This is a genomic window from Flavobacterium sp. H4147 (assembly GCF_029360735.1).
In the GTDB taxonomy this organism is placed as follows: Bacteria; Bacteroidota; Bacteroidia; order Flavobacteriales; family Flavobacteriaceae; genus Flavobacterium; species Flavobacterium endoglycinae.
The window spans coordinates 1150506-1173995 of sequence record NZ_JARKNB010000001.1 but is presented as its reverse complement, the minus strand read 5'-3'; the positions used below and the strand labels follow the sequence as shown (position 1 = coordinate 1173995).

Below are 23490 nucleotides of genomic sequence, written 5' to 3'. Positions count from 1 at the left end.
AAGGATAAATTCGAATTTTGCGAAAATTCTAACATAAAAAAAATCCCAAACTACAAATTTGTAATCTGGGATTTAAATACGTTCGAATTTTATTATTTTGTTTCTTCTTCTTTTTTAGAAGCAGCAGGCTGATCATCTTTAGCAGCATTTTTAAATTCTTTAATACCGCTTCCTAAACCTTTCATTAATTCTGGAATTTTTTTACCTCCAAAAAGTAATATCACAATACCTACTATAACAAGGATTTCTGTAAGACCTAATCTTCCCATGGTTTTATATTTAGTGCCGAAGCAAATTTATTTCTTGATTTTCATCGCAAAGGTATATAGAATATACGAACAACAAGAGTTTTTGGATTAAAATATTTATTTTTAGGTGCGTTAAATATTTTATAAAATGATTAAATTACAAGATTTGCCTATTTTTATCAGGCATCAGCAATACGATTAATTATTATATTTGCTTGTATATTGAACAAAATGAAAAAGAAAAAACGCAGTTTTAGAAAAAAATTATTTACAAAAAACCGATTGGTTATTTTGAATGAAAACACTTTTGAAGAAATTTTTTCGCTGAAACTCAACCTAATGAATGTTTTTGTGACTTTTACTCTAGGCGGTATTTTTCTTATTTCAATTACTACTTATATTATTGCTTTTACGCCGCTTCGGGAATTTATACCAGGTTATTCTTCTTCTGATTTAAAAAAGAATGCGACAGCATTAGCCATAAAATCAGATTCGCTTGAAAAAGCTTTAAAACAAAACGAAGCCTATATAAAAGGAATTCAGAAAGTTTTAAAAGGTGAATTAGAATATGCAAAATTCAACAAAGACTCGATTATAGCAGAAACAGAAGAATCTTCAGATGTTGATATGAAAGCAACCGAAGATGAAATCAAATTAAGAGAAGAAGTCGCTAAAATAGACAAGGAGCAGAGCCAAAGCAAAACGGGAAAAAAGAAAAGTGACAAAAAATAATACCACAAAAAATGTCGATTAAATCAATTGCGGCAAAAATATTTGCCCGAAATATATACAACCAAACCCTAAAATGGGCTAACAAACCGGTTGAAACTCAATTAGAAGTTTTTGAGAGTTTGATTAAAAATGCCAAAGAAACCCAGTTTGGAAAAGATCATCATTTTAGCGCTATAAATACAATTGCTGATTTTCAAAAAAACGTTCCCATTAGGGATTATGAAGATTTGAAAGCCTATATCGAAAAAGTAAAAGTGGGCGAAGAAAATGTTCTTTGGAAAGGAAAACCGATTTATTTTGCTAAAACTTCTGGAACTACTTCCGGTGCCAAATATATTCCGCTTACCAAAGAATCAATGCCGTCGCATATTAGTGCGGCCAGAAATGCGATTCTGCACTATATTCACGAAACGGGAAATGCAGATTTTGTTGATGGAAAAATGATCTTTTTGCAAGGAAGTCCTATTCTGACTGAAAAACACGGAATTAAATTCGGACGACTTTCTGGAATCGTAGCGCATTTTGTTCCGAAATACCTGCAGAGAAACCGTATGCCCTCTTGGGAAACCAATTGCATCGAAGATTGGGACACAAAAGTAAATGCCATTGTCAACGAAACGATTCAAGAAGACATGAGTATTATTTCGGGAATTCCGTCTTGGGTTCAAATGTATTTTGAGCGTTTACAAGAAAAAAGTGGTGGAAAAAAGATCAGCGAAATATTCAAAAACTTCAATTTGTTCATTTACGGCGGTGTAAATTACGAACCATATCGCGCCAAATTTGAACAAATGATTGGTAAAAAAGTCGACAGTATAGAATTGTTTCCAGCTTCTGAAGGATTTTTTGCATATCAAGATTCTCAGAAAGAAAAAGGAATGCTTTTATTGTTGAATTCAGGTATTTTCTACGAGTTCATAAAAGCCGATGAATTTTTTACCGAAAACCCAAAACGATATACCATTGGCGAAGTTGAGGTAGGTGTAAATTATGCTTTAATTGTGTCTACAAATGCCGGACTTTGGGGTTATAATATTGGAGATACGATTCAGTTTACTTCTTTAAAACCGTATCGTGTTATAGTTTCGGGACGTATAAAACATTATATTTCCGCTTTTGGAGAACACGTTATTGCCAACGAAGTCGAAAATGCAATGAAAGAAGCAACCGCCGGAAGCAATATTGTAATAAATGAATTTACCGTTGCGCCGCAGATCACGCCAGCCACCGGATTACCATATCACGAATGGCTGATAGAATTTGAAAAAGAACCGGATAATATTCAGGCTTTCGCCGAAGCTATAGACGACTCCATGCGAAAGCAAAACATTTATTATGACGATTTAATTACTGGAAATGTATTGCAGAAAGTAGTCATAACTAAAGTTTCAAAAAACGGATTTCAAGAATACATGAAATCACAGGGAAAATTAGGCGGACAAAATAAAATTCCGAGATTATCCAATAACAGGGATATTGCGGATAATTTGAAATAAAAAATTTCAGACCACTATCTAACAATTTGTTAAATACCGTTTTATTAAAGTTACATATATAATTCCTACTTTCGTTCCCTCGAAAATTCGAATTATCTTCTTAAAAAGAAGATTCTAAAATAGTAAAGACATGAAAGAAACCAAACATATATCAAGATCAAGAGCGCAGGAATCATCTGCAGCTATCGAAAAAATGTACATTACAATGCGCCATTTATTCAACCGTGGTTTTTACAAACCAATGGGAGTTTCTGGTGATAGTTTAAGAGAATCATTACTGGCATTACGCCCTGAAATATACGGAAATATTGCCGAAGAAAAAGTAGAACTTAACGGACTTTTATACGTTATAGAACGTCTTCCAATAGGAATTGAACAATGCCGATTCATCAATTTAACTTCTGATGAAGGCTATTCAAAATCGCATTTTCAGCCGATTGTTCCTCCAAAAAGAAGAAGAAACTGCTACAGAATCGACGAAGAACAAATGAATGTTGAAATCACGCGCGGTCGTTCGGATATTTATGATATTCTGACGCATTTGACTTTTATTTTCATTGAATCACATAAAATTAAAAACAGAGTTTTAATTGATGATGGCGGAGAAGTTTCACGCGACTGGCAGAAATTAGAACAAGCTGTAATGCAGACAAAAAAGCTTTCTCAGATTGAAAAAGAAAAAGCGATTTCTCACGTAGCCAATATTTTAGCCAGAACCTTTGAAGAAGTTTTGGATATTTACGACGCTTTTGGTTCAGAAAATGCACCAGATCGTTTCCTTCATGTCATTTATTGGTTAGGAAAATTAGCAATCGAAGAAATTGTCGAAAACAACAAACGAACGATTACTTTTAGTCCCGTTTTACGTGAACGTCTTGGACATCATATTCACGGAGAAATCTGGGCAACAAATATCAAAGAAGTTTTAAAAGAAAATAATCTTTTAAAGCGTCCAATACATGTTATTAGTGCCAATATGCACAGTGTGATGAATTCGATTTTTGCAACTCCGTTGTTAACATCCAAATACAAAGGCAAAAATGATTTCTTTATTTATGAAGAATTAAGCAACTCAGGTTCAAAAGAAATCAGAGGGCAAGTCGAAGAATTGGCACTGAAAAACGGAATGATTTCCTTACCAGATTGTTCGGGAACGAACATCGATGTTCAGATTTTTGATACCGCTAAAATCGACTGGTCAAAAACCGCATTTTCGCATGCCAATGTAGGAGAAGAAAAACCAGTTATAATCGTAATGGATTATGCTTTTGGAGAACAGGCTTACGAAACGATCGACGAGCTTTTAAAACCGTATAAAAAAGAAACTTTACTAAATGTAAAATCAGTTTCGATTATGGGTAAAGCCGGAATTCTAGAAGGAGGAAAAGGCGATATTATGATTCCGTCGGCACATATCAACGAAGGAACAGCCGATAATTATTTCTTCGAAAATGAATTAACAGGCGCTATGTTTGAAGGAAATGATATTGACATTTACGAAGGTGCAATGGTTACCGTTTTAGGAACATCATTACAAAACAGAGATTTATTGAAGTTTTTCCACGAATCTACCTGGGGTGTAATTGGTCTGGAAATGGAAGGATCCTATTATCAGAAAGCCATTCAGTCGGCATCAAAAATCAGAAAAAGCGTTCCTCAGGATATTAAAGTTCGATATGCCTATTATGCTTCAGATAATCCTCTTGAAACAGGAAGCACATTAGCTTCAGGCGGACTTGGGACAACAGGCGTAAAACCGACTTATCTGATTACAATCAAAATTTTGGAACAGATTTTCAACATAAAATAAAATTGTAAATGAGTACAAAAGTACCGCAGAATACAGAAGATCAAGAAATTGATATTTTTCAGATTTCGAAAAGTATAGGTAATTTTTTCGACCGAATGAATACCAAGATTTTCCGTGCAATTCAGTTTTTTATCCGCAATTGGATTATTCTTTCAGTTTTAGTTGTTGTGGGTTTTGGTTTGGGACTTTTTCTGGATCACACTCAAAAAAGGTATAAACATGAAATTATTGTAACACCTAATTTTGAGAGCACAGACTATTTATATTCTAAAATTGATTTAATTGATTCAAAAATTGACGAATCTGATACGCTTTTTTTAAAAAACGTTGTTGGAATTAAATATCCCGAAAGCCTTAAATCTATTGAGATAAAACCTATTACCGACATCTATAAATTGATTGAAAATAAACCGGAGAATTTTGAACTAATAAAATTGATGGCAGATAACGGAGATATCAAAAAAATTATTGAAGATAATCTAACAAGTAAAAATTATCGATATCACCGAATTTTAATTATGACAGATGGCTTAGTTGATAATAAAAAAATAACAGATCCGCTTTTGAATTTTTTAAATAAATCAGACTTTTATAAAAAAATTCAGCAAGCGCAATTGATTAATGTTAAAGCAAAAATGGCGCAAAATGAGGCAACTATTTCTCAGATTGATGGTGTATTAAAAGAATTTTCTACCAACAACAATTCTCAAAAAAGTGACAAATTAGTTTATTATAATGAGAATAGCCAGCTTAATGATGTTATTAAAACAAAAGGCGATTTAATAGGTGAACAAGGAGGTCATAGACTTGAATTAATAGGGTATGACAAAATTATAAAAGATATTAGTACAACATTAAATATTGAAAAACAAGGAATCCTGTACGGGAACAAGAAATTGCTTCTTCCTTTTTTATTTGTTTTTATGTACATTTTATTACAATTTTTTAAAGCTTTTTATAGAAAACAGAAGTTATTAATTGTCGAGAAAAATGTCTAAAAATTTAAATAGTATAAATTAAAGGAAAGCTTTTTTATTAAAGTTTAAAAACTAAATTAGCCAAAAAAATTTTAAAATGAGAACAAAACTATTTTTTGCAAGTTTAATTTTATTTGTAACGTTTACTTCTTGTAAGAAAGAAGCTGGGAAAGATGAGGTTAAGCCAGTTGAAGTTGAAACAAAAAACAATAACTTTCAGGTAACTTTGACAGCAACAGTAAAAACAGACGATAATTTTCAGTTATATTATAGTCAAGATGCCTATGAAGTTCCTTATAAAGAAGAAAATTCGGTTTGGACTGCTGTAAAAGCTAATGATAACCCGCAGGATATTGTTTTTAATCTGCCTGAAGATGTAATTCCAAATTACATTAGAATTGATTTTGGAACAAATGAAGGACAAAAAGAAATCGTAATCAAAAATTTCAGAATGAAATATTACAGTAAAAGTTTTGAAGCTAAAGATTCATTATTTTTTAACTATTTCATTCCGAATGATTGTGTAAAAATTATAGACAAGAAAAATTCTGTTGTACAAAATATCAAAACAAAGGAAGGAAAATATGATCCGTTGTTTTATTCAGAAAAAGCACTTTACGATCAAATACAGTTAATTGTAAAATAAAGTTACTTTACCAATATGTAAGAGCCACAATTTTGTGGCTCTTTTTATCTGGTTTCGATATAAAAATATTATGTAAGATTCTTATAATTAAGTACATAATTTTAAAATCGACTTAAAACTTATACTAATATTGTAAGCAAATCACACTATCTTGTTTAAAACAAATTACCAAAATATAATACAGAATAACCGAATTAGAAATTTTGTTATTTATGGAATTGGTCAGATTGTTAATCTGGTAAGTCCACTTTTGGTGATGCCTTATTTAGTGATGATTTGTGAAAAAGAAGGTTTAGGAAAAATTGGAGTTGGATTTTCGTTTGCTTTAGTATTAAATGTTTTAATTGATTACGGTTCTTATATCAACGGAACCAAAGAAATATCAATTAACAGAAATAACCCTGAAATAATAAAAAAGAAAATAGTTTCAATTTATGTAATGAAATTGTTTTTGCTTGTAATTTTAATATTTACCGCTTTTTTGGTTATTTCTTTTATACCGTTTTTTAATAAAGAACAAGCGGTTTTTATTTTTAGTTTTTTATATGTAATTGGCCAATTAATAAACCCAACCTGGATTTTTCAAGGATTGGAAAATTACAAATGGATTTCTTTTATCAATATTATTTCTAAAGCAATTTATGTGGCCGGCATTTTTATTTTTATCCATAAAAAGGATGATTATATTTATGCCAATGCTTATTTGGGATTGGGATTAATAATTTCGAGTTTAATTGGATTAATCAGTCTGATAAAAAAATACAATTTACGATTCTATCACAATGTTAATCAGGATGCTTTACGATTGTTGAAAGAAGAATTTTCGCTGACTTTTTCTCAATTGTTTCTTTCCTTTTATCAATATCTGCCCATAATGATAATTAGTTATCTAGGAGGAAATGGCATGGCAGGACAATATAGAATTATAGAACAAATTGTAATGACTTTTAGAACTTATTTGCAAATGTTCTTCAACTTTATTTATGCCGATGTTTGTTTGCAGATACACATGAGTTTAAAAAACGGAATTTCAAACTGGTTGAAATATAATGGGTTAAATTACTTATTTGTTTTATTTTTAGTAATTATTGCATTTGTGTTAACAGAGCCAATTTTGTTATATTTTAATATTCCTTCAAATGAATTGGAATCTATGATATTCTTTTTCAGATTGGGTTTGATTATACCAGTATTCATGGCAATTTCCTTTGCTTTAAAACAATTACTTTTTGCATTAGACAAGAATAAAGTATATATAAATATTACGATTGGTTCCTCTATTTTTAGTTTGCTTGTGTTTTTTTTATTAGTGAAAAATATTGGATTACAAGGCGCTTTTTTAGCTACAATTAGTATCGAACTAATGGTGCTCGTTTTATATGGCATAGTTTTAAAACCAATAATTAGATTAAGCAAGGAATAATGAATATCACGATTTATAAAAGCTTCCCGTACCAAATTTTATTTTTGCTTTGCATTATTGTTTCCTTGTTTGCTAATTACGAACTTACTTTTGCCATTTGGTCTTTAACTTTACTATTAACGATTAAAAGAAAATACTCTGCGGTTATAATAAAATATTCCGCTATTTTTCTCTTAATACTTTTGGTTGCAATTGTTTCTACTTTATTCAGCAGAACAACCATTTTTTTATTCATTAGAGATTTTACGTATTTAGTTAAGCCCATTTTGGGATTATTGGTTGGGTATCAACTGTGCAGATTCAGCAGCAAATTGGGAGTAAAAGTATTGGTTTATTCAGGATTAGCGATAGCCATTATGCACTTGGCAATGTTACTTATTGCCGTAATTCAATTTAGATCTTTAAGTGTAAACCTTTTAAGAGAACATGGAGGTTATTTCAGTGATTATGAAATCTACATACTCATTATCCTTATTTTTTATAAAAACCTGAAATTAGAAATTCCAAAACATCAAAGAATACTCTTAATTGCAATAATAGGGTTATCAAGTTTTTTATATCTGGCACGTACCAACTTGATTCAGTTTATAATTCTTTATTTGGGTTTAAAAGGATATTTGACTTTGAATAAGAAGTCCTTAAAAGTAATTTTGTTTGTCATATTAGCCACAATTGTAGGCTATACAGCCATTGTTTATATCAATCCAAAAAGGGAGGGTAAAGGAATTCAGGCTTTTTTGTATAAAATTAAAATTGCTCCTCAAGAAGCTTTTAAAACTAAAATTGACAAAGATGACTGGAAAGATTTTAATGACAATTACAGATCGTTTGAAAATATAATTGCCGTTAACCAAGTTTCGGCCAAAGGAAATAGAGCTATATTTTTTGGAGAAGGTCTAGGATCGACGCTTAATTTGGGTAGAAAAGTATGGACTAACGATCACGAATATGTTCAATATATTCCAATTGTACACAACGGATATATGACTGTGTTTTTAAAATCGGGAATATTAGGAGTTATATTTCTTCTGATTTTTCTGATCATTTTATACAGACAAAGAAAATCTGATTTCGGAAACGTTCAGGCCATAAATTATTTATTAATCGGGTCAAGTGTTTTTCTGATCGTATCTAACTGGGTATTTTTAGGATTATATTTAAAATTAGACAACAAATCGATTATAATAGGATTCTTGATTGCACTTAGAGAAGTAATGATAAGAGAGCATAATAGTCAAAAAATAATAAAAAATGAATATTAAAAACTCAACCAGTATTTTTGTTGACTGTCATGTTTTTGATGCTGGCTTTCAAGGAACAAGAACATATATACAAGGCTTATATTCTGAGTTGATTACAAAAAAAGATCTTCATTTTTTTTTAGTTTCTTCTAATCCAGATCATTTGGAAAATGTCTTTGGCAATCATTCAAATGTTACCTATTTAAAATATAAATATCAAAATAAATTTCTAAGATTACTTGTTGATGTACCGCAGATCATTAAAAAAAATAAAATTGATTTTGCTCATTTTCAATATATTGTTTCGCCATTTAAAAGATGTAAATACATTGTTACAACACACGATATCTTGTTTGTTGATTTTCCTCAATATTTTTCTTTTTTCAGCAGAATACTAAATACGTTTTTGTATAAACAAAGTGCTAAATCGTCCGAAATAAGATTAACAGTTTCCAAATACTCGAAACAAAAAATCCAGCAGCATTTTGGATTATCAAATTATGAAATTACCCCAAATGCAATTGATGACGTATTTTTTGAAGATTATAACAAAGAGCTAATTAAGAATGAAGTAACTCAAAAATTTTCATTAAAAAATTATATTATTTATGTAAGCCGATGGGAGCCAAGAAAAAATCATCATTTGGTTTTAAAAGCTTTTTCAGATCTGGAATTATACAAAGAATATGAGCTTCTATTTATAGGAAATGATACGGTCGGAAATCCTCAATACGATAAAATTTTTGATACACTAGATTCTGAAATAAAAGAGAAAATAGTTACCTTAAAAAACACTGATTTACAAACCATGTTATTATTATTGCGAGGAGCAGATGCATCTGTTTATCCTTCTATAGCTGAAGGTTTTGGAATTCCTCCATTAGAATCAGTGGCTGCAAAAATCCCGACAATTTGTTCGAATAAAACGGCAATGTCTGATTTTAGTTTTTTCAATGATTTTTATTTTGATCCAAATAACCAAGCTGAATTTAATATAAAACTCCAAAAAATTTTAAAAGAAAACGTAAACTCAGATTTTGAAGCTATATCGCAAGAGATTAAAGAAAGATATAGCTGGAAAAAATCAGCCGAGATACTATATAATCTTATAAAATCAGATTAATAAATTTTTATTGATTTTTCGCAGTATTGCTTCCAAACAATTTATTTTTCGTTTGCACTAAAAAATTATAATTTTTAGCAAATTGCTTTTTTAAAAACGAAGCATCTTCTTTTGGAAACCAATCGGTTGTTCGTGGTTTTTCAATTTGTCTTTTATGAATTTGATAAGCGTATGTGGCAATAGATGTTCTAAAACTTCCCTCAGGAAAATTAGTCATATCATAGCCGTGAAGCGTATAAGGAGCACATTGTTGAATAATTAAGCGATTAAAAGGAACATCTAGTTCAGCTTCTTCTTCTGTTCTTAAATCACGTATTTTTAAACCGCCTTTATATTCTGGTTTCCAATCTTTATTTAAATACAAAAGTAAATTTAATTCTCGGTACCAATCTTTGTTAATCGGATGATAATTAAAGTCTAAGTGCATATCCAAAAAACTATTTTTTTTGCCCTGATGCAATCCTCCACCGTGATTTTTTGGGTCAACAAAAATTGATTTTGAAGTGATATAAGATATGATTTTATTGAATCTTTCAGACGAAAGATCTTCATATAACTCGCGTAATTCAGGGCCTAATTCCTTATAATTTGATTTTTCAAATTTATTGTTAGCAAAAGAATAATCGCGGCTTTTATTGTTGAGTTCAGGAATACTTTTATGGGCGTTCAGCAACTTTTCTTCTTCACAAAAGCCATCAATAATTAAATGCGGAAATGGACTAGCAGTTAAATATTTTAAACGTAAATCATCTAAATGGTTTTCCAGATATTCAAAATTAATCATAAGTGCTATTTTAACTGCTTATAAACAAAAGTAGAAATTAAATTAATTATTCATTAATTAAAAATGAATTTGTTTGTAATTAAATTATTAAGAATTTAAAAATCATTATTTTTGATTCCCGATTGATAAAATTTACATGAAAATAGCCATTCTTGGTACTAGAGGAATCCCAAATAATTATGGAGGATTTGAGCAGTTTGCTGAAATTTTTGCTGTTTATTTGGCACAACAAAAACATCATGTTTATGTCTATAATTCACATAACCATGTTTTTCAGGAGAAACATTACAAGGGAGTAAATATTATTCATCAATACGATCCTGAAAATAAAATAGGTTCTGCTGGACAATTTATTTATGATTTGAATTGTATTCTGGATTCCAGAAAAAGAAATTTTGATATCATTTTACAACTAGGCTATACTAGTAGTTCTATTTGGTCTTTTCTACTTCCTAAAAAATCAATTATCATAACCAATATGGATGGATTAGAATGGAAGAGAAGCAAATATTCTAAAATAACCCAAAGATTTTTAAAATTTGCCGAAAAAAAGGCTATAAAAAACAGTGATTATCTAGTAGCAGATTCGTTGGGAATTAAACAGTATTTAGAAGATAAATACCATATTGAAGCAACTTATATTGCATATGGAGCAGAGTTGTTTTTTGAGCCGAAAGAAGATTTGCTTTCACAATATAATGTCAAAAAAAACAATTATAACTTGCTGATAGCGCGTTTTGAACCCGAAAATAATATCGAAGTAATTCTAGATGGAATTGCCGATAGTCAAGATGATAAAATAATATTGGTTGTTGGAAATAACGATAATGGTTATGGAAACTATCTCAAAAAGAAGTTTTATAATCATCAAAATATACGCTTTACGGGAGGAATTTACAACAAAGAACATTTAGATAATCTGAGATATTTCTCTAATCTTTATTTTCATGGACATTCTGTAGGAGGAACAAATCCATCTTTGCTTGAAGCAATGGCCGCAAAATCATTAATTGTAGCTCATAACAACCAATTTAATCGCGCTATTTTACAAGAAAAAGCATTTTACTTTTCGAATGCGGCAGATATTAAACATCTAATAAAAACGATAAAGAGAGAAGAGCAGCAAGAGATTATACAGCATAACTTCGATGAAATACTTCAAGAATTTAATTGGAACAAAATAAATGAATCATACCTTAGATTATTTGAAAAAAGTCTTCAGTAAAATAGATGAATTATGGAACAATAAAACTTTGGTGGTTTATCTCATAACCGCAATGTTAGTTGCTCTTCCATTAAAACATAGTATTGGAAGTATAACCTGTATTGTTTTTTTACTTGTTTCTTTTTTCAAATCAAAAAAAGTAAATTTCTCATTTCCTAAAGTTTTAGTACTTCCATTTCTTTTATATGTTTTGATGCTTATGTCGCTTATTTGGACAATAGACAGCAAGCAGACAATTAAAGGATTACAAAAAGAAATATTGTTTTTATTAATTCCGCTGGCTTTTTGCGGATTACCCAAAATAAATCGAAATGATGTAAATAAAGTTTGTAAATGGTTCAGTTTTGCAATTGTAGGTTTTGCAGTTTTCTATTTTTTAAGAGCAATTGTAAGATTCATAAATTCTGGAAACAAAGATGTTTTCTTCTATCATGAATTAGTTACTTTAGAACTGAATGCAATTTATATGTCTGTTTTTGCCTCTTTGGCCATGTTTTTTTTCTTGGTAAAAGGAAAATCAATTGCAGATAAAATAGCATTTTTGATTCTTATTGTTTTTATATTTTTATTATCATCCAAGAATATCATTATAGTCGATTTAATAATGATAATAATGTATTATTCATTTTTCTCTGCAGTTTCTAGAAAAACAAAACGAAAAATACTCTTGTCAGTAATTATTTTATCTATAAGCTCTGTACTTTTTATTAAACCGGTTAGAGACCGATTTATGATTGAGTTTGAAACCATATTTGTGGATGGTTCTTTAAATAAAACGACAAAAGAAAATCAAGGACCAATTTATAATATTAGCTTAAAACAAGCTTGGACTCAAAATCAATTTCAACAAAATGACTTTTTCCCGGGAGCAGCGTTTCGACTTTTTCAAATTAGGATTTTTAAAGAAATGCTTGAGGAAGAAAATATTTTTTTTACAGGATTTGGATTAGATGCTTCACAGAATAAAATAAAAGAAAAAGTAAAAGAACATAATTTATATCCAAATTATGGAGAATTTAATTTTCATAACGAATACATTCAAATATTCTCAGAATTAGGAATATTTGGCTTTTTGATAGTAGTGGGTATGTTATTTATTACGATTAGAAAAGGAATTTTAAATAAAGATTTTATCCATATTGCTTTTTCCGTAACAATGATAGTCTTATTTACAACAGAATCATTTTTGAGCAGACAAAGAGGAATAATCTTTTTTATAATTTTTTATTCAATGTTGAGTATAATGAGTAGTTCTAAAGAAACAGAAACTGAAAAATCTCTCAACAAAAATAAATTTTAAAAAATCATAAACTATATAACCTTTAAAAATTATGAAACATTTATTCCTAACTCTAACGGCATTAGTTAGTTCAATATCTTTCAGTCAAAATACCTTTCCGACAACAGGAAATGCGGGTATTGGAACCACATCTCCAAATGCAGCACTTCATGTCAACAATGGAGATATTTCGGTCACAGGACAAAATCAAAGAATTGCTTTTGTTGCTAATGATAATTTTTCAAATGGATTAGGATCAATTGCTAACTATGGAATGTCTATTTTTAAAAATGCTTCAAATCAGCCTATAGTTGCTCATTCAGGTTACTTTGGATTATATTTTTATACAAATGCTGGAGCAGAAAGAATGAGAATTACTCCTGACGGAAATGTTGGTATCGGGACAAGTACTCCAAGTGTAAAACTGCAGGTAAATGGAGATATTTCGAGTGTAGGTGAAAATCAAAAAATTGGTTTTGCAACAACTGATAATTTTACAAATTCTACAGGTACAATTGCTCATTTTGGAATGTCAATTTTTAAAAATGCAAGCGGATTACCAGGCGTTTCTCATTCGGGTTATTATGGATTAAATTTTTATACAACAGGTGTTGAAAGAATGAGAATTAAAGATAACGGATATGTAGGTATAGGTTCAATTAATCCCGATGAAAAACTAACAGTGAAAGGAAAAATTCATGCGGAAGAAGTTCGAGTAGATATTAATGTTCCTGCAGATTATGTATTTGAAAAATACTATACAGGAAAATCAGATTTAAAATCGGATTATAAGATGCCAACGTTAACTGAAATTGAAAAGTTTACTAAGGAAAATAATCATTTACCAAATATACCTTCAGCACAAGAAATTAAAGAGAATGGATTACAATTAGGAGAAATGAATAATCTGTTGCTTCAAAAAATAGAAGAGTTAACCCTTTATATTATAGAACAAAATAAAAGGATTGAAACTCTTGAGAAAAAGATAAATAAGTAATTGATATTCTAAATATGTAAAACTGTCTAAAATTATTGGGCAGTTTTTTTTTGGAATAGTTTTCAGAATCTCCAAATGAATTACATTTGTGTTGTATAAATAACTATTATGAAAAGAATACTTATTACAGGTGCGGCAGGTTTTTTAGGATCGCATTTATGTGACAGATTTATCAAAGAAGGATACTTTGTTATTGGGATGGATAATCTGATTACTGGAGATCTTAAAAATATTGAACATTTATTCAAATTAGAAAACTTCGAGTTCTATCATCACGATATTACTAAATTTGTTCATATTCCAGGTGATCTAGATTATATATTGCATTTTGCGTCGCCAGCAAGTCCAATAGACTATTTAAAAATTCCGATTCAGACTTTAAAAGTGGGATCTTTAGGAACGCACAATTTATTAGGATTAGCAAGAGTAAAAAAAGCCAGAATTTTGATCGCATCAACATCTGAAGTTTATGGTGATCCTTTGGTTCATCCACAAACAGAAGAATACTACGGAAACGTAAACACAATTGGTCCAAGAGGAGTTTATGACGAAGCAAAACGCTTTCAAGAATCCATTACAATGGCGTACCATACTTTTCATGGAGTAGAAACCAGAATCGTTCGTATTTTCAATACCTATGGACCAAGAATGCGATTAAACGACGGACGTGTAATTCCAGCTTTCATTGGGCAGGCTTTACGTGGCGAAGATTTAACAATTTTTGGAGACGGAATGCAAACACGTTCTTTCTGTTATGTAGACGATCAAGTTGAAGGTATTTACAGATTATTACATTCGGATTATGTATATCCAGTAAATATTGGAAATCCTGATGAAATCACAATCAAAGATTTTGCTGAAGAAATCATAAAACTCACAGGAACAAACCAGAAAGTGGTGTATCATCCATTGCCAATAAACGATCCATTGCAGCGTCAGCCAGACACAACAAAAGCAAAGGAATTGTTAGGATGGGAAGCAAAAGTAAGTCGTGCGGAAGGAATGAAAATTACGTATGAATATTTCAAATCATTATCTCCAGAAGAACTTGCAAAAGAAGAACACAAAGATTTTTCTAGTTATATCAAATAATAAAAAAAGGGAAAATATTCTACAATATTTTCCCTTTTTCTTTTCATAAAAATGAACTAAAAAGCATCATTTTCAATTAATTGTTTCATTTGTTCATCAAGACTGAAATGAGATTTCGCATGAAGAAAAATGTTCTTTTTCATATTTTGAATTTCTTCTTTTCCCACTTCCGAAATTTGTTTTAAAGCGTTGTTTAAACCTTTAAAATCTTCAACAGGAACAACCCATCCCAAATTATTTTCTTCCACAATATTTTCGCCTTCACCGCCGCCAAAATATAGAACTGGAAATCCTAAAGCTGTATATTCAAATATTTTGGAAGGAACAGAGCCGTAAATTCTTGTTTTAAGAGGAACCAACGCAATATCTAAATTTTGCAAAGTTTCGTGCAATACATTTCGCTCTAACATTCCATGAAAAATAATTTTTGCATTTGGGTTGTGATTTAGATAATTTAAAATTTCTATTCTTTCGGCACCATCACCAAAAATATGCAATTCAACATTTAGATGTTTCAAATCCAATTCTTGGATAAGTTCAAAAACACCTTGCGCAACTCCCAATAAACCAGCATAAAACAATTTAATAGGTTCATTTGAATTGTGTTTTTCTTGTAGTACATTGTCAATAAAATGATCAGGATAATTACGATATAAAAAGCATTTCTTCTCTGGAAATATCGAATGAATATGATTAATAATTTCATTAGATTGTCCAAAAATATGATTTGCCTTTTTGTAGATAAAACGCTCTATAAGACGTAGAAATTTATGCGAAATACTGTTTTTCTTTAAAACGCCAAGTTCAATAGCTGCTGTTGGCCAAAGATCAGAAACATTTAGAATTATTTTTTTTCTTCTAATCCAAAGAGCGAAAACAGCAGTAAAAGACAATAACAAAGGAGGCGATTGTACAATAACTTTTTGAGGTGTTTTTGCAAACAATAAATAAAAGAATAAAGTAGTCGAAAAAGAAAGCGTCGAAACAATTCTTTTAAAAATATTAGAACTGTTACTCGGATAAATCCAAAGACGTTTTAAAGTGATATTTTCAATTTTTTCAGTTACCGAAAATTTGCCTTTATATTCTGGAAAAAGTTCTCCCTTAGGATAATTTGGAAGTGGTGAAATAACCGAAACACTATATCCGTTTTGATCGAGTTTTAAAGCCAATTGCTCAATCCTGTTGGCGGCTGCACCTTTTTCCGGCGGATAATAATTGGATATAATAAGAATATCTTTCATTATTTTTTATCCAATAAAATTGAAATAATCCTTTCGGATGCTTTTCCATCCCATAAATCCGGAATACCACTTTTTCTGGCACCATTTTGTAAAAACGAACCAAAAACCGTTTTCAGATTTTCCAATGCAGTTCCTACAATAGTATTAGAACCAATAGTTTCTGTTTCAGGTCTTTCGGTATTATCACGCATTGTAAAACATGGAATTCCAAGAACTGTCGTTTCTTCAGAAATTCCACCGCTGTCTGTAATAACCGCAAAACTATTTTTAATTAAATACATGAAATTCAGATAACCTTGAGGCGAAACAAAAATGATATTTTTAAAATCTGTTTTACTCTCTTTTAAAATTGCCTGAGTTCTCGGGTGAATAGGGAAAATTATCTTTTTGTCATTTACCAGCAGATCGATTCCGTGCAATAATTCGATCAATGAAGAAACTTCATCAACATTTGCAGGACGATGCAGAGTTAAAATGATATAATTTTTTTCGTGTAATTGATGGTCATTCCAAAAATCAGGAGCCGAAATTCGGTTTATATTTTGATATAAAGTGTCAATCATGACATTGCCCACAAAGTGGACATTTTGAGGATCTGAACCCAACTTTAGTAAATTTTCTGATGCCGAAGTTGAGGTTGTAAAAAAGTAATCGGTAATACTGTCTGTCAGCATTCTGTTGATTTCTTCGGGCATTGTTAAATCTCCAGAACGAATTCCAGCTTCAACATGAGCTACTTTTGTATGACATTTTTTAGCCACAATTGAACAAGCCATTGTAGAGTTTACATCGCCAACAACCAAAACCAAATCAGTTGGATTCTGAATTAGTTCTTTTTCAAAAGCAACCATAATTGCAGCGGTTTGTTCGGCTTGAGAACCGCTTTTTACTTCCAGATTCACATCTGGTTGCGGAATATTTAATTCTTCAAAAAAAGTATCACTTAAATTTTTATCATAATGCTGACCTGTATGTACCAAACGAAATGAGATATTCAAACCTTCATTTTGTTTCTTTTGAATAGCATTAATAATAGGTGCTATTTTGATGAAATTAGGTCTTGCGCCCGCAATTATGGTAATTTTCATAGATTGACTTCAGTAATTAGGACAAACTTGTTTAAGTTTCTTTTGGCAAAAGTAAAGTTTAAATTGGATTTTTTAGAAACTTAACTACTGAATAATTTGTATTAATCTTGATGTCGCAAAATGCGACTTCAAGTTTCTAAGGTCACAATTTGTGACCTTGAAGAATTACTTTTTATATCCAATTTTTACTCTTTCTTCTTCATTTTCTTTTTTCTCCGTTAATTCGTCTAAATAAGAAAACACTAATTCTATATTTTTATCATGATTTTCTAATTTCTTCTGAATCTGAAGAATATCAATCTTAATTTCAGTCGTATCCAAAAGCATTTGTCTCACTTTTGTGAAAATCCGCATAATTTGAATATTGGTTTGTATTGCTTTGTCGCTATTTAAAATGCTTGAAAGCATTAATATTCCATGTTCTGTAAATGCCATTGGGGCATATCTTAAACCCATCTTTTCAGAATTGGAGGTCGCAATTTGCGACCTCCAATTTTCGAATTCTACTTTAGTAAGTTCAAACATAAAATCTTCAGGGAAACGGTTTCGATTCCTTTTAACTTGTTCTTTTAGTCGTTTAGTCTCAATTCCATAAAGTAAAGCTAGATCACGATCGAGCATCACTTTTTGTCCGCGAATAAAATATATTTTGTTAGAAATTGTTTCTTCAGAAAGAAGAGATCGATTATCCATAAGTTTTTAATTAAAAAACAAATGTAAGATTTTATTTATATTTATAAACAAGATTGAAACTGTTTCAATTTTCCTCGATTGGTTCTTTCTAAAACCGTTTTTCGGTTGAAACTGAAGTTTAAATTTGGCTCCAAATATAAATCGATTGCTTGTTTTATTTTGTCGATTTGTTCTGAATTTAATTCTTTTTCAGAAACATATTCAATTTCAAAAGTGTCTAATTGAGTTTGTTTGATAATGAATTCTTTGACATTTCCATCATCTTCAATAATGCTTTTGGTTACATAATAAAACGTCAATCCAGGCGATTTTTTGCCGCTTGGTAAAATGGCAACGTCATTTGTTCGGCCAATAAGTTTTTTAAGAATTGGTTTTTGAGGTGTGCTTTTTTCATCGAGAATTCCAATGTCGCCAATTTCATATCGAATGAAAGGATGTGCTTTGTTGAATAAAGAAGTAATCACAATTTTACCTTCGGTTCCATGTGGAACAGGATTATTGTTTTCATCTAAAATTTCGACAAAAAGCGTTTCCGAATTTACCTGCCATTCGCCTTCTGCATTTTCAAAAGCAATTAAATCCAATTCAGAAGCACCATATTCGCGGATAATTGGAATACCAAATTGTCTTTCCAAAAGTTCTTTATCCGATTCAAAAAGCATTTCTGAAGTAACAAAACAGGCTTTTAAGGTTGGGCAAATATCTTTTAAAACAATATTTTTTTGCTCTAAATATTTAGCAAACAAAACAATAGAACTCGTATATCCGTTAATGTAATCGAATTTTTTAGTTCTGAATTTTTTTAGAAATTTTTCAAGAACTTGATCAGATAAATCAAAAACTGGAAAACGAAAACGATGCGTTAGAAAATCCTTGATGCCTTCTTTTTGATACCCAATAAAATCCATTGGAATTCCATAAAAACGTGCTTGATACGAATGGTTAAAATCAATTCCAAACCATCCAAAACGCATAATGATTGAAGACCAAGTTAAAGCGTGAGAATATTTATCTTTACCAAAAACAAAAGGAGTTCCGCTTGATCCGGAAGTTTTGTTGAGGTAAATATTTTTTTTAGAATACCCTTTTGAAAGTCTTTCTTCCAGCGGTTTTTGTAAATTTTGTTTGTTTAAAAGTGGAAGATTTTCCCAATTTTGAGCGGTTGCATTTCCAGCTAATTCCTTGTAAAAGGAATTGTTTTTAAGATGAAAGTCAACAATATCAGTCTTTTTGTTTTCAAGAAAAACAGCAAATTCTTTTTCAGATAAATTGATAATTTCTTCTAATTCAGATTGGGCTTTCTTGATAGGAAAACCATTCAATCGAAGCGAAATGTCGAAAACAGGAATCATTAAACAGCTTCTTTTAAATCGTAACGTTTAATTGATTTTAATTCTTGACCTTTGTTAGATTCTTCTTCTTCAATATCAAAATCATCTTGAAGTCCCAGCCAGAATTTAGCAGAATTTCCAAAATAATGACTTAGACGTAAAGCTGTGTCCGCTGTAATTCTTCGGTTTCCTTTGATAATTTCAGAAATTCTTGTTTGTGGAATTTTTAAGTCTTTAGACAATCGATAAGCTGTAATGTTTAACGGAATTAAAAATTCTTCTAATAAAATTTCTCCCGGATGTATGTTTTTTAATTTTTCCATTTTTAATTTTTTTAATGATAATCAATAATTTCGACATTTGAAGCATTTCCATTTTCCCAGCAAAAAATAATTCGCCATTGATTATTAATTCTAATGCTGTAAAAATCTTTTAGATTTCCGCTAAGTTTTTCCAAACGATTAGAAGGTGGAATTCTCAAATCAGTTAAATTTTGTGAGTTATTGAGCATTCTAAGTTTTCGTCTGCCAATTTGTTGAATATCTATCGAAGGTTTTTTGACAGCAATACCATTCCAGATTTTTTCTGTTTCTTTCGATCCAAATGAAATTATCATACCTTTCGCATTACTAACGTCAAAAGTAAGTAAAATAAATTATTATTTAAGCGTAAAACAGACTATTTTTGCACCACAACTAAAATACAACAACACATGACAATTTTACTATTGGGATCAGGCGGAAGAGAACATGCATTTGCATGGAAAATGACTCAAAGTCCGCTTTGCGAAAAACTTTTTGTAGTACCAGGAAATGCAGGAACCGCTGCAATTGCCGAAAATGTTGCCATATCTCCAACTGATTTTGAAGCAGTAAAAGCATTAGTGCTTAAAGAAAATATAAGTTTAGTAGTCGTAGGACCAGAAGATCCTTTGGTTAAAGGGGTTTACGATTATTTTAAAAACGACGAAAGTTTAAAAAATATTCCAGTTATTGGACCATCAAAATTAGGTGCACAATTAGAAGGAAGTAAAGAATTTGCAAAAGAATTCTTGATGAAACACAATATTCCAACTGCAGCTTATGATAGTTTTACAGCTGAAACGGTAGAAAAAGGATGTGAGTTTTTAGAAACTTTACAACCTCCTTACGTTTTAAAAGCTGACGGATTAGCAGCTGGAAAAGGTGTTTTGATTATTCAGGATCTTGAAGAAGCAAAAACCGAATTAAGAAACATGCTGGTTCATGCAAAATTTGGAACAGCAAGTTCAAAAGTGGTTATCGAAGAATTTTTGGACGGAATCGAATTAAGCTGTTTCGTTTTGACCGACGGGAAAAACTATAAAATTCTTCCAACAGCAAAAGATTACAAACGTATTGGAGAAGGAGATACAGGTTTGAATACAGGCGGAATGGGAGCAGTTTCTCCAGTGCCTTATGTAGATGCAGTTTTAATGGAAAAAATTGAAACTCGTATCGTAAAACCAACTATCGAAGGTTTCCAAAAAGACGGAATCGAATATAAAGGTTTTGTTTTCATTGGTCTAATTAACGTGAAAAACGAACCAATCGTTATTGAGTACAACGTAAGAATGGGTGATCCGGAAACAGAAGTAGTTGTGCCAAGATTGAAATCAGATTTAGTAGAATTGTTCTTATCTGTTGCTGATCAAAAATTAGGAGATTTTAATTTAGAAGTTGACCCAAGAAGTGCCACAACGGTAATGGTAGTTTCTGGCGGATATCCTGAAGATTTCGAAAAAGGAAAAGTAATTTCTGGATTAGAAAATGTAACAGATTCTATAGTTTTTCACGCAGGAACAAAATTAGATGGTGAAAATGTCGTTACTAATGGAGGACGTGTAATTGCTATAACATCATACGGTGATAATTTCCAAGAGGCCATAAAAAAATCTTACCAAAACATAGATAAACTAAGCTTTGATAAGATGTATTTTAGAAAAGATATCGGTTTCGATTTAATCTAAAAATAAATTCACCAGCCCTTTTTAATTAAAGGGTTTGGTTTTTTATTTTAAAAATGAATGAGCTGTTGTATCTTGGTTTTCTGTTCCAGCATCATCAAAAATGCGTAATTGTTTAATCCAATAAACGATTGCACATGCGCAGATGATCATAAAAAGCCAGTTGATAGTGTTAGCACCAAACCATGTAATTAGTTCTAGCTTACGTAGTTGATCAAGCGGCCAAAACAAAATGTTAACGAATAAGTATTGTATTCCTTCAAAAAAAGCTGTCATAATTCTTTAAAATTATATGTTATTTATTGTTGTGTAATGCTTTGAAGATAAAATTCAGTTAATTGAATCTTTTTTCAACTTGTTCGGGTTTTCATTTTAAACAAGTATTATCTTTACAATCACAAAAGTATAAAATATCCTTATGATAACAAGTGTTTTTAAAAAATCTACGCCATTAAATTATTCATTGGTTGTAATTTTAATACTGGTTTTCTTTTTTATGTTCCAAATTCGAGAAACGTCTTGGATAAATTCTTATTTCACAATATTCCAAAAAGTAAGTTTATTGTGCTTTATTATGGCTTCATTTTTCATGGTAAATTTTATTGTCAAGAAAAACGGACTCACTAAAGACAACGGATTCGCGATATTTTTCTACTTATTGTTTGTATTATTTTTTCCAACAATTTTCAATAATGCAAATGTTGTATATGCTAATTTCTTTCTTCTTTTAGCACTTCGCAGATTGATTTCGCTTCAATCTTTAAAATCATCAAAAGAAAAAATATTTGATGCTTCATTTTGGATTTTTGTAGCTTCTTTATTTCAATTCTGGAGCATTCTCTTTTTAATACTCGTATTTATATCGATAGTTTTTCACGTTTCAAGAGATTATAGAAACTGGGTTTTACCTTTTGTAGCGCTTTTGGCAGTAGCCATTATTTTTTTAATGATCTCGCTAATGTTCCATATTGATATTGTTGAATTTTTTCAAACACGAGCGGTGATCGATTTCAAAATCGATTATTTCAAAAATAATTATGAAAACGGAGCCTTATCGATTTATACAGCAGTGGCTTTATTCTTTGTATTTTCGATGTTAACAACATTATCAAATAGACCTCAAATTGTACATAGTTCATACAAAAAAATAGTTGCCTGCTTTTTTATTGCAGCAGCCGTATATCTTATTTCGCCAGATAAAAGCAACGATTTATTATTGTTTAGTATTGCGCCTTTAACTATTATGGCAGCAAGCCATGTAGAATATATGCAGCAAAAACTAAACAACGAAATTGTATTTTATGTGCTGATTTTGTGCAGCTTATTTACTTTTTTCTCTCAATTATAATTTACTTCCGTAAGCAAGATCGCCGGCATCGCCAAGACCTGGAACAATGTAATTTTTCTCATTTAGCTTTTCATCTAGTGAAGCTACCCATAAATGACAGTTTTCAGGAAGATTTTTTTCAAGATGTGCTATTCCTTCAGGTGCAGCAATAACCACAACAATATGAAATTCTGCTGGAGAAGCATTTTCAAGTAATTTTTTATGCACCGCTACAATAGATTGTCCAGTTGCAAGCATGGGATCAAGAAGTAAAACCGTTTTATTGTTTAAATCTGAAATGGCTTGATATTCAACTAAAATTTCAAACTCGTGATCGTTATTTGGATGATGTCTGCAGGCAGAAACAAAACTGTTTTCGGCGTGATCAAAGTAATTTAAAAACCCGTTATGAAGCGGTAATCCTGCTCTTAAAATCGGGCATAAAACCAAATCGGTATCAATTTCTGTAGTTTTTTTAATGCCAAGGGGCGTTTGAATTTCAACATTCTTATAAGGCAAAATTTTACTTAATTCGTAAGCCATAATTTCACCAATGCGTTCAATATTTCTTCTAAAACGCATACTGTCGTTTTGTACATTTACATTTCTAATCTGTCCAAGGAAGTGATTTAGAATGCTGTTATTTTCAGATATATAATGAATTTTCATGTTGAATTTTTGATTTATTAACGAATAAAATTTTAAAAACGAAAAATAAATTCTTTTTTTCGCAGCATAAAAGTATAAAAA

At 30.5% G+C, this 23490-nt stretch carries 24 protein-coding genes; 14 read left to right on the top strand and 10 right to left on the bottom strand.

The window, feature by feature from the left end; genetic code table 11:
- Positions 1-92: 92 nt before the first annotated feature.
- Complete coding sequence (locus P2W75_RS05210; RefSeq protein WP_035646675.1) at positions 93-269, bottom strand: twin-arginine translocase TatA/TatE family subunit; 177 nt, start codon at positions 267-269, stop codon at positions 93-95.
- Between the two features lie 210 nt (positions 270-479).
- Here P2W75_RS05210 and P2W75_RS05205 point away from each other — a divergent pair, with 210 nt between their 5' ends.
- From P2W75_RS05205 to P2W75_RS05170, 8 genes are all read left to right on the top strand, one after another.
- Positions 480-980, top strand: a complete 501-nt coding sequence (locus tag P2W75_RS05205) for a peptidase (protein ID WP_276379297.1) — start codon at positions 480-482, stop codon at positions 978-980.
- 11 nt (positions 981-991) lie between these two features.
- Positions 992-2476, top strand: coding sequence for a GH3 auxin-responsive promoter family protein (locus P2W75_RS05200; RefSeq protein WP_276379296.1), 1485 nt, complete (start codon positions 992-994; stop codon positions 2474-2476).
- Between the two features lie 130 nt (positions 2477-2606).
- Positions 2607-4286: a hypothetical protein gene (locus P2W75_RS05195; protein ID WP_207298436.1), complete on the top strand. Its 1680-nt coding sequence runs from the start codon at positions 2607-2609 to the stop codon at positions 4284-4286.
- An 8-nt stretch (positions 4287-4294) separates the two neighbouring features.
- Complete coding sequence (locus tag P2W75_RS05190) at positions 4295-5284, top strand: hypothetical protein (RefSeq protein WP_276379295.1); 990 nt, start codon at positions 4295-4297, stop codon at positions 5282-5284.
- Between the two features lie 76 nt (positions 5285-5360).
- Positions 5361-5909 carry a hypothetical protein gene (locus P2W75_RS05185; RefSeq protein ID WP_207298434.1) on the top strand — a complete coding sequence of 183 codons (549 nt, stop codon included), beginning with the start codon at positions 5361-5363 and terminating at the stop codon, positions 5907-5909.
- 151 nt (positions 5910-6060) lie between these two features.
- Positions 6061-7332 (top strand): oligosaccharide flippase family protein, encoded by a 1272-nt coding sequence (locus tag P2W75_RS05180; protein WP_276379294.1) that lies wholly within the window; start codon positions 6061-6063, stop codon positions 7330-7332.
- Positions 7332-8594 (top strand): hypothetical protein, encoded by a 1263-nt coding sequence (locus tag P2W75_RS05175; RefSeq protein WP_276379293.1) that lies wholly within the window; start codon positions 7332-7334, stop codon positions 8592-8594. The genes P2W75_RS05180 and P2W75_RS05175 overlap by 1 nt, the downstream gene beginning before the upstream one ends.
- A complete protein-coding gene (locus tag P2W75_RS05170; RefSeq protein ID WP_276379292.1) occupies positions 8584-9696 on the top strand; it encodes a glycosyltransferase family 1 protein in 1113 nt (370 codons plus the stop codon). The genes P2W75_RS05175 and P2W75_RS05170 overlap by 11 nt, the downstream gene beginning before the upstream one ends.
- 7 nt (positions 9697-9703) lie before the next feature.
- Here P2W75_RS05170 and P2W75_RS05165 read toward each other — a convergent pair whose 3' ends face one another.
- Entirely contained in the window at positions 9704-10480 is a 777-nt protein-coding gene (locus P2W75_RS05165) for a 2OG-Fe(II) oxygenase (RefSeq protein ID WP_207298430.1), read from the bottom strand.
- 136 nt (positions 10481-10616) lie between these two features.
- On the opposite strand from P2W75_RS05165, the gene P2W75_RS05160 reads away from it, so the two are divergent.
- The 4 genes from P2W75_RS05160 to P2W75_RS05145 all read left to right on the top strand — a co-directional run bounded on the left by P2W75_RS05160 (position 10617) and on the right by P2W75_RS05145 (position 15073).
- Positions 10617-11705, top strand: coding sequence for a DUF1972 domain-containing protein (locus P2W75_RS05160; RefSeq protein ID WP_276379290.1), 1089 nt, complete (start codon positions 10617-10619; stop codon positions 11703-11705).
- Between the two features lie 466 nt (positions 11706-12171).
- Positions 12172-13005, top strand: coding sequence for an O-antigen ligase (locus P2W75_RS05155; protein WP_276379287.1), 834 nt, complete (start codon positions 12172-12174; stop codon positions 13003-13005).
- A gap of 31 nt (positions 13006-13036) precedes the next feature.
- A complete protein-coding gene (locus P2W75_RS05150; protein ID WP_276379285.1) occupies positions 13037-13981 on the top strand; it encodes a hypothetical protein in 945 nt (314 codons plus the stop codon).
- A gap of 108 nt (positions 13982-14089) precedes the next feature.
- Positions 14090-15073 carry a UDP-glucuronic acid decarboxylase family protein gene (locus P2W75_RS05145; RefSeq protein ID WP_012023123.1) on the top strand — a complete coding sequence of 328 codons (984 nt, stop codon included), beginning with the start codon at positions 14090-14092 and terminating at the stop codon, positions 15071-15073.
- A 56-nt stretch (positions 15074-15129) separates the two neighbouring features.
- On the opposite strand, the gene P2W75_RS05140 is transcribed toward P2W75_RS05145, so the two are convergent.
- From P2W75_RS05140 to P2W75_RS05115, 6 genes are all read right to left on the bottom strand, one after another.
- The gene (locus tag P2W75_RS05140) at positions 15130-16317 is read right to left on the bottom strand and encodes a glycosyltransferase family 4 protein (RefSeq protein WP_276379279.1); all 1188 of its coding nucleotides are present in this window, start codon (positions 16315-16317) and stop codon (positions 15130-15132) included.
- Positions 16317-17405: a non-hydrolyzing UDP-N-acetylglucosamine 2-epimerase gene (gene wecB / locus P2W75_RS05135; protein WP_276379277.1), complete on the bottom strand. Its 1089-nt coding sequence runs from the start codon at positions 17403-17405 to the stop codon at positions 16317-16319. Before wecB ends, P2W75_RS05140 begins: the two co-directional genes overlap by 1 nt.
- 165 nt (positions 17406-17570) lie before the next feature.
- Positions 17571-18098 (bottom strand): ORF6N domain-containing protein, encoded by a 528-nt coding sequence (locus tag P2W75_RS05130; protein ID WP_276379276.1) that lies wholly within the window; start codon positions 18096-18098, stop codon positions 17571-17573.
- 41 nt (positions 18099-18139) lie between these two features.
- Positions 18140-19450 (bottom strand): phenylacetate--CoA ligase family protein, encoded by a 1311-nt coding sequence (locus P2W75_RS05125; RefSeq protein WP_276379275.1) that lies wholly within the window; start codon positions 19448-19450, stop codon positions 18140-18142.
- Entirely contained in the window at positions 19450-19752 is a 303-nt protein-coding gene (locus P2W75_RS05120) for a HigA family addiction module antitoxin (protein WP_276379273.1), read from the bottom strand. Before P2W75_RS05120 ends, P2W75_RS05125 begins: the two co-directional genes overlap by 1 nt.
- Before the next feature lie 11 nt (positions 19753-19763).
- Positions 19764-20045, bottom strand: coding sequence for a type II toxin-antitoxin system RelE/ParE family toxin (locus P2W75_RS05115; protein WP_276379271.1), 282 nt, complete (start codon positions 20043-20045; stop codon positions 19764-19766).
- 96 nt (positions 20046-20141) lie between these two features.
- Here P2W75_RS05115 and purD point away from each other — a divergent pair, with 96 nt between their 5' ends.
- A complete protein-coding gene (gene purD, locus P2W75_RS05110; RefSeq protein WP_276379269.1) occupies positions 20142-21416 on the top strand; it encodes a phosphoribosylamine--glycine ligase in 1275 nt (424 codons plus the stop codon).
- Positions 21417-21458: 42 nt separating this feature from the next.
- On the opposite strand, the gene P2W75_RS05105 is transcribed toward purD, so the two are convergent.
- Positions 21459-21689, bottom strand: coding sequence for a uracil phosphoribosyltransferase (locus tag P2W75_RS05105; RefSeq protein WP_207298421.1), 231 nt, complete (start codon positions 21687-21689; stop codon positions 21459-21461).
- 142 nt (positions 21690-21831) lie between these two features.
- Between P2W75_RS05105 and P2W75_RS05100 the strand changes: the two genes are divergently transcribed.
- A complete protein-coding gene (locus P2W75_RS05100; RefSeq protein ID WP_276379268.1) occupies positions 21832-22761 on the top strand; it encodes a DUF6427 family protein in 930 nt (309 codons plus the stop codon).
- On the opposite strand, the gene upp is transcribed toward P2W75_RS05100, so the two are convergent.
- Positions 22756-23409, bottom strand: coding sequence for a uracil phosphoribosyltransferase (gene upp, locus P2W75_RS05095; RefSeq protein ID WP_276379267.1), 654 nt, complete (start codon positions 23407-23409; stop codon positions 22756-22758). The two genes, P2W75_RS05100 and upp, sit on opposite strands and share 6 nt — an antisense overlap.
- Between the last annotated feature and the right edge of the window lie 81 nt (positions 23410-23490).